This is a genomic window from Micromonospora sp. RP3T, assembly GCF_003027925.1.
Taxonomy (GTDB): Bacteria; Actinomycetota; Actinomycetes; order Mycobacteriales; family Micromonosporaceae; genus Micromonospora.
This window is the reverse complement of the sequence record NZ_PYPS01000071.1, coordinates 1-10,559: the sequence shown is the minus strand read 5'-3', so window position 1 is coordinate 10,559 and position 10,559 is coordinate 1. Positions and strand designations below refer to the sequence as shown.

General features: G+C 73.3%; 9 protein-coding genes, 1 tRNA gene and 2 pseudogenes. 7 read left to right on the top strand and 5 right to left on the bottom strand.

The genetic code is table 11. The annotated features are described in order from the left end of the window. Positions 1–105, top strand: a pseudogene (locus C8054_RS31330) (IS5/IS1182 family transposase); the annotation flags it as partial. An 828-nt stretch (positions 106–933) separates the two neighbouring features. After that, positions 934–1,248, top strand: a complete 315-nt coding sequence (locus C8054_RS31315) for a hypothetical protein (RefSeq protein ID WP_146180018.1) — start codon at positions 934–936, stop codon at positions 1,246–1,248. 489 nt (positions 1,249–1,737) lie between these two features. Here the strand turns inward: C8054_RS31315 and C8054_RS31310 are convergent. Then, a tRNA-His gene (locus tag C8054_RS31310) sits at positions 1,738–1,813 on the bottom strand. A gap of 90 nt (positions 1,814–1,903) precedes the next feature. Further along, positions 1,904–2,494: an oligoribonuclease gene (gene orn / locus C8054_RS31305; protein WP_107162762.1), complete on the bottom strand. Its 591-nt coding sequence runs from the start codon at positions 2,492–2,494 to the stop codon at positions 1,904–1,906. 73 nt (positions 2,495–2,567) lie between these two features. Between orn and C8054_RS31300 the strand changes: the two genes are divergently transcribed. Continuing rightward, on the top strand, positions 2,568–3,851 hold the full coding sequence (locus tag C8054_RS31300; protein ID WP_107162761.1) for a glycosyltransferase 87 family protein: 1,284 nt from the start codon (positions 2,568–2,570) through the stop codon (positions 3,849–3,851). Positions 3,852–4,136: 285 nt separating this feature from the next. On the opposite strand, the pseudogene C8054_RS33315 reads toward C8054_RS31300, so the two are convergent. The 3 genes and pseudogenes from C8054_RS33315 to C8054_RS31285 all read right to left on the bottom strand — a co-directional run. Next, positions 4,137–4,355: pseudogene (locus C8054_RS33315) on the bottom strand (hypothetical protein); the annotation flags it as partial. Positions 4,356–5,006: 651 nt separating this feature from the next. Beyond that, positions 5,007–5,738 (bottom strand): YcnI family protein, encoded by a 732-nt coding sequence (locus C8054_RS31290; RefSeq protein WP_107162760.1) that lies wholly within the window; start codon positions 5,736–5,738, stop codon positions 5,007–5,009. A gap of 16 nt (positions 5,739–5,754) precedes the next feature. Next, on the bottom strand, positions 5,755–7,422 hold the full coding sequence (locus tag C8054_RS31285) for a copper resistance CopC/CopD family protein (protein WP_107162765.1): 1,668 nt from the start codon (positions 7,420–7,422) through the stop codon (positions 5,755–5,757). A 201-nt stretch (positions 7,423–7,623) separates the two neighbouring features. On the opposite strand from C8054_RS31285, the gene C8054_RS31280 reads away from it, so the two are divergent. The 4 genes from C8054_RS31280 to C8054_RS31265 form a co-directional block, all read left to right on the top strand. Continuing rightward, the gene (locus C8054_RS31280) at positions 7,624–8,211 is read left to right on the top strand and encodes a sigma-70 family RNA polymerase sigma factor (protein WP_107162759.1); all 588 of its coding nucleotides are present in this window, start codon (positions 7,624–7,626) and stop codon (positions 8,209–8,211) included. A 30-nt stretch (positions 8,212–8,241) separates the two neighbouring features. Further along, positions 8,242–8,760: a MauE/DoxX family redox-associated membrane protein gene (locus tag C8054_RS31275; RefSeq protein WP_107162758.1), complete on the top strand. Its 519-nt coding sequence runs from the start codon at positions 8,242–8,244 to the stop codon at positions 8,758–8,760. Further along, complete coding sequence (locus C8054_RS31270; RefSeq protein WP_107162757.1) at positions 8,753–9,469, top strand: thioredoxin domain-containing protein; 717 nt, start codon at positions 8,753–8,755, stop codon at positions 9,467–9,469. The genes C8054_RS31275 and C8054_RS31270 overlap by 8 nt, the downstream gene beginning before the upstream one ends. Further along, a partial coding sequence (locus tag C8054_RS31265) for a hypothetical protein (protein WP_107162756.1) occupies positions 9,466–10,559 on the top strand: 1,094 nt, incomplete at its 3' end. The genes C8054_RS31270 and C8054_RS31265, both read left to right, overlap by 4 nt.

Genomic DNA, 10,559 nt, shown 5'->3' with positions numbered 1-10,559 from the left:
ATCAACCGCCTCAAACGCCACCGCTCCGTGGCCACCCGCTTCGACAAACTCGCCGTGCGCTACGCGGCCACCGTGCACGTCGCCGCCATCAACGAATGGCTGTGACCGACTTCGACACAGGCCCTAGATGCCTCGGATTACATTCGGCTGTAACGGGTTGCGTCGGGCTCGATGCCCCCAGCCCGAACGCGGCAACGCCGCATCCAACGCCGCCGCGATCCGCTCATCCAACGCCGGCACCATGTAGCCGCAGCGGTCCGACGGGACCGAGATCGACGCGTGCCCCAGGCGCCGCTGGATCGCCGTCAACGACGGTGGCTCCTTCGCCGACAGCAACCGCGCGACGAGGCTGTGCCGCAGACGACACGGAGGTATTCGACCATCTCGCCGGCGCCTTCGTCGACCGCAACGACGAAGGCGCCGTTCCGGCGGAGAGAATCCCGCTGAGGCTGGCGTTCGCGAGCTGCTCAGCTCCGGCCGCGTCGCGCCAGCCGGGGCCGGATGCCTGGAGCTGGCGGCGGTGACGCGACGAACGGGCGCGCGCCTGACCTCGGTGTCGCGTTGCCGACGAAGCGGTCACGGTACACCGAACGAGACCCTACGATCCGCGTCCGATGCCCTCTTCACTCGTTGGCGCGTCTGTGACCAACCGTGTCTGTTAGTGGATCTTCCGGGTAGGTAACCTCAAGAGGCAAGGAGCGTTTACCGAGTGTCACGCCCCAAGCACAGAGTCAAAGAACTTGAGGACGTTCTCCGCGAGGCTGAGCGCAAGAACTGGAGAGTTGACGGCGGGGGCAACAGGTACTTCAAGCTGTACTGCCCATGCCCTGAAAAGCACTGGAAGACCGTGAAGTGCACCCCCTCCGGTGCGAACTACCTAAAAGATCTTGTTGGACAGCTCAAACGAGCCACATGCTGGGAGAAGGGATGACCATGCAGCAGCATCGCATCGCGATCCAGATGACGCTCGAAAGTACGCCACACGGCACCGACGCGCAGTACGAGGAGTTCCTCGACGCCGTGCAGGAACACCTCGACAATCTGGACTGCGAGGTGCAGATGGCTGCCAGCCTGGCCGATCGCACCGTGGAGTTCGCCACGAGCATCGAAGCCGACGACTTCGAGAGCGCCGTCCACATCCTTCTGTCGCAGGTACGCACCGCCCTGCACGCTGCGGAGTGCCACACGGACGACTGGCCGCAGTACGTGGCGACCGACCGCAGCGTCCGAGAATTACACCCGGCCTGACCATCCAACGCGACGCCCCGCCCACCCGAAGGTGAGCGGGGCGTTGTTCGTGTGGCGTTGGCGTTTCCCACCGACGCGCCGGTGCTGCGCACGCTCCGGGATGGCGGTCGCCGCCTCGGTGCCGGTGGAGTGCCAGCTCACGGCCGCTGGCGACCATCAGACTTACGAGCGCGGCCCCTCATCACCACCAAGGTCTTCAGCGCTCCCGCCACCATCAAGAGCATCTGGGTGGTGTAGATCCTCGCGTCCAGCCAGCACCGGCCTCAACCGCGTAGAGATGCCCACATCTCTACGCCGCGGTCGTCGGCTTCCCCGCCCTCTACCTGCTGGCCCCGCGACCACATCGGCTGCCCCCGCAGCCGGCAGACCGTGAGGGCGTTCCGGGTCGGCGTGGCCGTCGGCAGAATTGCGCCGCCGGTGACTGCCCCCACCATGCCCCCAGATACGCGTCAGGGCCGGTTGAAAACCGGCCCTGACGCGGGGAACGCTTGGGGTGACTGATGGGAATTGAACCCACGACAACCGGGACCACAACCCGGTGCTCTGCCAACTGAGCTACAGCCACCATGCTCGCCGCTCCGGTCACCCGGGCGGTGCGCGGACCAATAATAGCCACACCCGGCCCCGCCCCGTCCACCGGGTTCCGACCCGGACGTCAGAGCTGGGCGGCGATCGCCTTCGCGGTCTCCACGTCCGGGCCGGGCAGCGGCACGAACAGCGTCCGCCGGTAGTACTCCAACTCCCGGATGCTCTCCCGGATGTCCGCCAGCGCGCGGTGGGCCAGGCCCTTCTGCGGCTGACCGAAGTACACCCGTGGGTACCAGCGCCGGCACAGCTCCTTGATCGAGGAGACGTCGATCATGCGGTAGTGCAGGTGGGCGTCGAGCCGGGTCATGTCGCGGGCCAGGAAACCCCGGTCGGTGGCGATCGAGTTGCCGCACAGCGGCGCGGTCCTCGGGTCCTTCACGTGGCTGGTGACGTAGTCGAGCACCAGGTCCTCGGCCTCGGCGAGGGTGACCGTGGACCGGCGTACCTCCTCGGTGAGGCCGGACTTGGCGTGCATGGTGCGCACGATCTCCGGCATGCCCGCGAGCGTCGCGTCGTCGGCGTGGATCACCACGTCCACGCCGTCCCCGAGCACGTTGAGATCGGGGTCGGTGACGAGCGCGGCGACCTCGATCAGGGCATCCCGATCGAGGTCCAGCCCGGTCATCTCACAATCGATCCAGACGAGAAGATCAGCCACCGGAACAGACTACGCGCCGCCGACCCGCCCGCGCCTCGGCCCGGTCGGCCAGGTGGACCGCTAGGGTTTCCCCGTGCCAGCCGAACCCGTCGCCCCACCCGCCGTCACCCCGGACGACGCGGGCGGGCGTACGGCTCGGCGGGTGGTCACCGTGCTGGCGCTGGCGGCCATGCTGCCGGCGCTCTACCTGCCCGGCTTCGTGCACGACTACTTCGACCTGAAGATCTACATGCGGGCGATGGACTGGTGGGCGGCCGGGCACCCGCTCTACGACTACGTCCAGCCGGACCGGGTGCAGGGCGCGCTCTACTTCACCTATCCCCCGTTCGCGGCGCTGCTGCTGCGCCCGTTCGCGCTGCTGCCGCTGGGGGTCACCATCGCCGCGTTCACGGTGCTGACCGTGGCCGGCGTGGTGGTCACCACCCGCTGGCTGGTGACGCCGGCGCTCCGGCGGCACGGCCTGCCCCGCGTGTTCGGCCTGACCGTCGCCGTGCTGCTGGTGCTGGCGGTGGAGAGCACCCGGGAGACGATCACCTTCGGGCAGATCAACATGCTGCTGGTGGTGCTGATCCTGGCCGACCTGCTGTTCGCCGTACCCCAGGGGCGGCGCTGGGCCGGTGTGGGCGTGGGGCTGGCGGCGGCGCTCAAGCTGTTCCCCGGGATCTTCGTGCTCTATCTGCTGGCCGCCCGGCGGTGGCGGGCGGCGGCGGTGGCGGCGGCGACCGCGACGGCGGCCACGTTGCTGGCGGCGGCGGTCGCGCCACACGACTCGTGGCGGTTCTGGACCCATGAGCTGTGGGCCACCGACCGGGTGGGCCGCACCGACTACACCGGCAACCAGTCCCTGTTCGGGCTGCTCAGCCGGATCACCGCGCCGGAGGAGCCGAGCCGGCTGCCATGGCTGGTGCTCGCGCTGCTGGTCGCCGGCTACGGGCTGTGGCGGGCGGCGCGCGCGGCGCGGGCCGGGGACGCGCTGGCCGGCCTGACGCTGACCGGCCTGGTCGGCGGCCTGATCTCCCCGATCACCTGGACCCACCACCTGTACTGGTTCATTCCGGCGGTGGTGGTGCTGGTGGACGCGGCGCTGGACGCCGACCGGTCGACGGCGGCCGGGACCCGCCGGCGTCGTGGCCTGCTCGCGCTGGCCGTGGGCACCGGTGTGGTGATCGTGTACGGGGTGGTGACGTTCCAGGACTGGGGCGCCGGTCCGGCGCGTACCGACGACCCGGTCGACTTCGTCACGCGTAACGCGTACGTGCTGCTGAGCCTGCTGCTGCTGGCGGTGCTGCCGGTCCGCCGGCGGACCGCGACGGTCGTTGAACGGACAGACCTCGCAAACGGCGCGGTTCGGCGCTAATCTTGTCCCCACTACCTCTGTTTTTCCCAGGTAGCACCGAATTCCCCCGGTGACGGTGGCCCTCCGCGTCGGCAGCGCGGAGGGCCACCTGCCGTCGCGCCGGGATCACCGATCGTCGGGCCGGGAGACCGGCGGCCACGACCAGTCGCGGCCGGCCGGCAGGTCGGCCGGGCTGGCCGAGCGCCGGCTCGGCGCGGCGGAGATCGCGGCGCGGCTCCGCCCACCGGCGACCGGGCCGACGGCGACCAGTTGCCGGTCCGGGCCGGACGCCCGGTCCGGCTGCCGGCCCAGCTCGCTCAGTGAGCTGATGCCGAGCCGCCCGGCCAGCACCGGAACCTGGTCCGGCTCGACCACGAAGACCACCTCCCGGGGCCGGTGCGGGCGCAGCAGCACCAGCACCGCCAGGACCACCAGCAGCGTGCCGCCGGCCAGCGACGCCCACGCCACGCCCGGGAACCAGCCGGCCCGCACCTCGCCCCGCAGGCTCAGGTCGAGCCCGCCGGCGCCGTCGGCGCGCATCACCACCAGGCTCAACGACCGGTCGCCCAGCTCGGCGGGGCGCCACTGGAGCGAGCCGACGCCCTGGCGTACCCAGAAGGACTGCCCGGCCGGGACGGCGGTGGCGACGCCGGTGGTGGCCGGATCGAGCCGGACCGGCAGCGGGCCCCGGGTGACCGCGACGCGCCGCACGGTGCTGTGCGGGACGTCGGCCAGCCAGCGGCGCACCTGGTCGGTCGGGGCGAGGCCGAGGAACACCGGGCCACCGGCGTCCCGTGCGGCCAGCCGCAGCCGGACCTGCCCGGTGCGGGCCGCCGGCAGGTCGGCCCGGAGCAGCGCGTCCACGTCGGTCACCACGACCGCGCGGGCAGGCGTGCGGACCGGTTCGAAGCGGGCGGTGAAGCCGCCGGCCGGATCGGCGTGCCGGGCGGTGAGCCACAGCCCGGCGCCCGCCAGCAGCGCCGGAATTCCCAGGGCCAGCAGCAGCATGCCGGCGATCGTGCGTACGAAACGCATTCGCGTCGTCCCTCTCGGTAGCCAACTACCCGGCAGACCTTACCGACGACGCTCCGCCGATCGCCGGATATCACCGCACCCGGCCCACCGACGGTCACCGGCCCGGCGGACATGTCCGCCGGGCCGGTGACCGTGCCGTGCTCAGGACTTCGCGGCGGGCTCCCGCCGGGTACGCGCGAACGCCAGCCCACCCAGGACCAGGCCGGCCAGACCGGCGACCAGCCCGGCCACCCCGAACGCGGTGGCCGCCCCGGAGTCGGCGTCGTCGTCATCGTCGTCGTCCGCCGCGACGGCCGGCGCGCTCGCGCCGGGGGACGCGGACGCCCCGCCGGCGGCCAGCGCGAGCACCGGGGCCGGGTTCTCCGGCTCCTCCGCGCCCGGCGTGGGCTCCTCGATCCAGCGGGAGACGTTGCCGTCGGAGTACGTCTGGAGCACCTTGAACACCATGGTGTCGACCTGTGGCAGCGGCCCCATCGACACCGGGAACTCCTGGAACTCGCCCGGCTTCACGCCACCGTTGGGCGCCGCGGTGAACGTGAGCTTGGAGACCGCCTCGGTGAGCTGGCTGCCGTGCACCTCGACCGGCGGGTCGACCTTGCGCTTCTCCACCGCCACCGTCCAGCCCGGCACCGGCATGGTGGAGACGGAACCGACAGGCGCGTTCTCCGGCAGGTTCACCTCGACCTTGACGGTCGACGCCGTGTCGCTCTCGTTCGGCACCCGGAACGCGAACCGGCCGTAGCCGCCCTGCGTCCCCTCCTTCGGGTTGATCGTGACGTGCGCCGAGGCCGACCCGGCCAGGCCGAGCACGGTCGCGGAGACGGCGGCGAGAGTCAGCGCGGCGGCGGTCGCGGAACGCCGGAGACGGATCATCAGATGGAACCTTCCGTTACTTGATCGGCACGGTGGCGGTCACCGTGGCCTGGTCGATGTCGGACGTGCGGACGGTGATCCGGAGCTGCCAGTCGCCCCGGGCCGGCAGGCTGACCTCACCGGTGGCGTGGTTGTCGCTCAGCGGCAGCAGCGGCACCGTGATCGGCTCGATCCCGGCCGACGGCAGCGCGGCGGTGACCTTCCACTCCTGCACCGCCTGCGGCCGGTTGTCGGTCGTGTAGGCGTAGAGGTGCAGCGAGTTGTTGCCGGTCCCGGCCGGGTCCAGCTCCACCTGGAGGGAATATTTCGGGCTGCTCAGTGTGGTCGAGAAGTAGTCGACCGAGCCGCCGGTCATGCCGGTGCCCGCGGTCCGCGCCGGGGTGGTCTGCACCAGCGTGGCGGACAGGCCGAGCACCACCGCGGTGATCGCCAGCTCGGCCACCACGGCCCGCCGCATCGCGCCCGGCCGGCCGGCGGCGACGCGCCGCCGCACCAGTGCCCGGGAGTACGCGGCCACACCGATCACCAGCGCGAACAGCGCGATCTTGGCGAGCAGCAGCCGGCCGTACGTGGTGTCGACGAGCGCCTTCGGGGTGGCCACCTCGATCAGCCCCTGCACGGTGCCGGCGAGCAGCAGCGCGGCCACCGCGAGCGCGGCCCAGCGGGACCAGATCGGCAGGATCGCGCCCAGCTCGCGCTCGTCGGCGCGGCGCAGCAGGAAGACGGCCAGCATCACCAGGCCACCCAGCCACACCGCCATGCCGCCCAGGTGCACGGCGTCGACCACCACGGAGACCGCCGGCGCGGGCGAGGCGGCGGGGTGGCCGGCGAGCGGCCAGGTGAACAACGCCGCCCCGCCCAGGACCGCCAGGATGATCCCGTCGGTGCGGCCGACCGGGCCGGCGAAGAGCGGACGGAGCAGGAACGCCGCCGCCGCGAGCAGGCCCAGCCGGACCAGGTGGGTGGCGCCGTAGGCGCTGCCCAGCACGTCGCCCATGCCCGCCGAGGTGACGTCGAACAGGCCGCCGCCGTTGGTGTAGGGCACCTGGAGCCACAGCTCCGCCAGCGTGGCCACCGCCAGCACGCCGAGCCCGGCCCAGGCCAGCCGCGCCGGCCCCCGGCGGGACAGCCGGCGCGGCCAGAGCGCGGCCAGCACCAGCGCCGGGCCGACCAGCAGCAGCAGACCGACGTAGCCGGCGTACTTCGCCACCTTGACCGCGTTCTCGGTCACCGGGTTCGCCCGGTTGTCCGAGCCGGTGTCGGTCGGCGGCTCGGACGGGGCGCCGACCGAGTAGGTGAACGCGCCGGAGACCGGGTGGCTGTCCGCCGAGATGACCCGGTAGCTCACCAGGTAGGTGCCGCGCCCGCCGGACGGGTCCACCGGGATGCTGACCTCGGCGCCCCGGAACGTCGGCTCGCCCCGGTCGGCCCGCGACCCGTCCGGGGCGATCACCCGCACCTTCCCGGGAACCTTGCGGACCCCCTCACTGAACGTGATCACCACCTGGGCGGGCGCCTCGGGCACCACCGCGGAGGCGGCGGGACTGCTGCTCACCAGCACCGCGTGGGCGCTGGCCGGGGCGGCCGGGGCGAGGAGCAGGGCGAGCAGGAGGAGCAGCAGCCCGGCGGCGGCCCCGGAGCGGGCGGCGACGGCCCCGGGCGGGCGGCGTACGGCAGCATTCATGACCGCCATGGTTCCCGAACCGCGCGGCATCCGGCGAGCCGACCTCCGGCGGGCACGCCGAGGTGCCCGGCCCGCGCGCTGGTCGGAGGTCATGCCGGGGTAGTCGGTGAGGGGGTGGGAAAAGTTCCCGGCGTGTGCCGGACCACGGAATGGGCCGAAGGACCCTGTCCGGCACAGGTACGCCGCGTAACCTCGTCTGACGTGATCCCCGCCCCGCGCGACACCGCCGCCGACCGCCTCCCGGCGGGGCCCGGTGCTGCGCGGGAGACGGTCACCGACTGGGCGCTGGCGGCCCGGCACGGCGACGCGGACGCGCGGGCCGCGTTCGTCCGGGCCACCCAGGCCGAGGTCTGGCGCTTCACCGCCGCCCTGGTCGACCCGGACAGCGCGGACGACCTGACCCAGGAGACCTACCTGCGGGCGTTGCGCGGGCTGCCCAGCTTCGAGGGCCGGTCCTCCGCCCGCACCTGGCTGCTCGGCATCGCCCGACGCGCCTGCGCCGACCACCTGCGTACCCTGGTGCGTCGCCGCCGGCTCGACGAGCGGCTCGCCGCCCAGGCGGCCACCGACCGGCCGTACCCGGACCCGGCCGGCCAGCTCGGTGCCACCGACCTGGTCCACCGGCTGCCCGCCGAGCGACGCTCCGCGTTCGTGCTCACCCAACTGCTCGGCCTCTCCTACGCCGAGGCCGCCGACGTGGAGGGGGTGCCGGTGGGCACCATCCGTTCCCGGGTCGCCCGGGCCCGCGACGAACTGGTCGACGCCGTCGGCGACACACGGGCCGGATAGCGGGAACCTTTCGTGACCGCCGGACGACGAATGACTGTGCACCCCTCCCCCGCCCCCGCCCGCTGGCCGGCGCTGCGCCCCTGGCTGGGCGTCGCGGCCCGCCTCGGCCTGGCCGCCGTCTGGCTGGTCGCCGGCGGCGCCAAGGTCGGTGACCTGGCCGCCTCCGGCCGGGCCGTGAACGCCTACCAGGTGATGCCGTACGACGTGGCCACCGTGATCGGGGCGGCGCTGCCGTTCGTGGAGCTGGCCCTCGGCCTGCTGCTGCTCGCCGGGCTCGCCACCCGGGTGAGCGCCGGCGTCGCCGCGGCGCTGCTGGTGGTCTTCGTCACCGGCATCGCCTCGGCCTGGGCGCGCGGTCTGGCCATCGACTGCGGGTGCTTCGGCAGCGGCGGTCAGCTCGGCGCCGGCGAGACGCCGAGCTACCTCCCGGAGATCCTCCGGGACCTCGGGTTCCTGGCACTGGCCGGGTTCCTGCTGATCTGGCCCCGCACCCCGTTCTCGGTGGACGGATGGCTCGCGGGCGACACCGTGGAGGACGACGATGAGTAGCCGCAAGGGCCGCAAGGACGCCTCGCGCGTGGTACGCGAGCAGATCGCCCGGGAGAAGCGCCGCAAGCGCACGCTCTTCACCACCATCGCCGCGGTGCTGGTGCTGGTGATCGCCGGCGGCATCGGCTGGGCCGTCTACTCCTCGCAGAAGTCCGACGACTTCACCGCCCCGCCCGGCGCGAACGACGCCGGCACCGGCATCGTCTACGGTTCCGGCCCGGTCACCATCGACCTCTACGAGGACTACCTCTGCCCGGTCTGCAAACAGTTCCAGCAGGTGAACGGCGAGACGGTCAACCAGCTCGTCAGCGAGGGCAAGGCCAAGGTGGTCTTCCACCCGGTCGCGTTCCTGAACCGCTTCTCCACCACCGAGTACTCCACCCGCTCCTCGGCCGCCTCCGGCTGCGCCGCGAAGGGCGGCAAGTTCCGCGAGTTCACCGACCAGCTCTTCGCGAAGCAGCCGGCCGAGGGCAGCGCCGGGCTCAGCAACGACGAGCTGATCGACATCGGCGTGGGCGTCGGGCTGAACCGGGACGACTTCGGCTCCTGCGTGAACGACGGCACGTACACGGCGTGGACCGGGCACGTCACCGACGAGGCCAGCCGGTCCGGCGTCACCGGCACCCCCACCATCAAGGTCAACGGCACCGAGCTGGCGGACAAGAGCCCGGACGGCATCAGGGCAGCCGTGGCGGCGGCCGGCAGGTGACCCCCGCACCGCTGCGCCGGGCCGGGCTGCTGGTCGCCGCCGCGACCACCGCCCTGCTCGCGTCCGCCGCGCCGGCCGCCGCGCACGGCGCGGACGCGCCGGACGGCACCGACTACCGGGCCACCGTCACCGGCGTCGGCCCGGAGCGGACCGGGCTGACCGCCCGGATGGTGGAGGCCGGCGCGCGACTGGAGCTGACCAACCGCGGCGGCGCCGACGTCACCGTGCTCGGCTACTCCGGCGAGCCGTACCTGCGGATCGGTCCAGCAGGCGTGTTCGAGAACAGCCGCTCGCCGGCCACCTGGCTGAACCGCACCATCGCCGGGGAGACGCGGCTCCCGGCCGAGGCTGACCCGGCCGCCGCGCCGGCCTGGCGGCGGATCGCCGACGGGCCGACCCACCGCTGGCACGACCAGCGCACGCTCTGGCGCTCCGACGGCCCGCCCGCCGCCGTCGCCGCCGACCCGGGCCGCGTCCAGCGGGTCCGCGACTGGGTGGTGCCGCTGCGCGCCGGCGACACCCCGACCGAGGTACGCGGCACGCTGGACTGGGTGCCGCCGCCCGACCCGTACCCGTGGTGGGTGGCCGCCACGCTCGGTTTCCTGGCGCTCGGCGCGGCCGGCCTGGTGCCCGGCGGCACGGCTGCCGGCGTCCGCGCGCTGCGCGCGGTGGGCGGGCTGCTCGCGGTGGGGGGCGCGGCCACCGTGGCGCTCACCGTCGGCCGGGCACTCGACACCGGCGCGCCGGGGGCCGGCGGTCTGCTCGCCGAGCTGGTCACCGGCCAGGTGTGGACACTGCTCACCGGCCTCGGCGCGCTGGCCGCCGGCGGATACGCGCTGGCCCGCCGACCGGCCGCCGACTTCACGCTGGCGCTCGCCGGCGCCTGCCTCACGCTGTTCGCCGGCGTGTCCAACCTCGCCGTGCTGGCCCGCTCGGTCCCCCCGGCCGCCGGCCCACCCACGCTCATCCGGGTCCTGGTCACCGTGGCGCTGGCCACCGGCGCCGGCGCGGTCGCCGCCGGCCTGCTCCGCCTCCGCACCACCGCCCGCACCACCCCCCGCCCCGCTCACCCCCACGCAACCCCAACCCC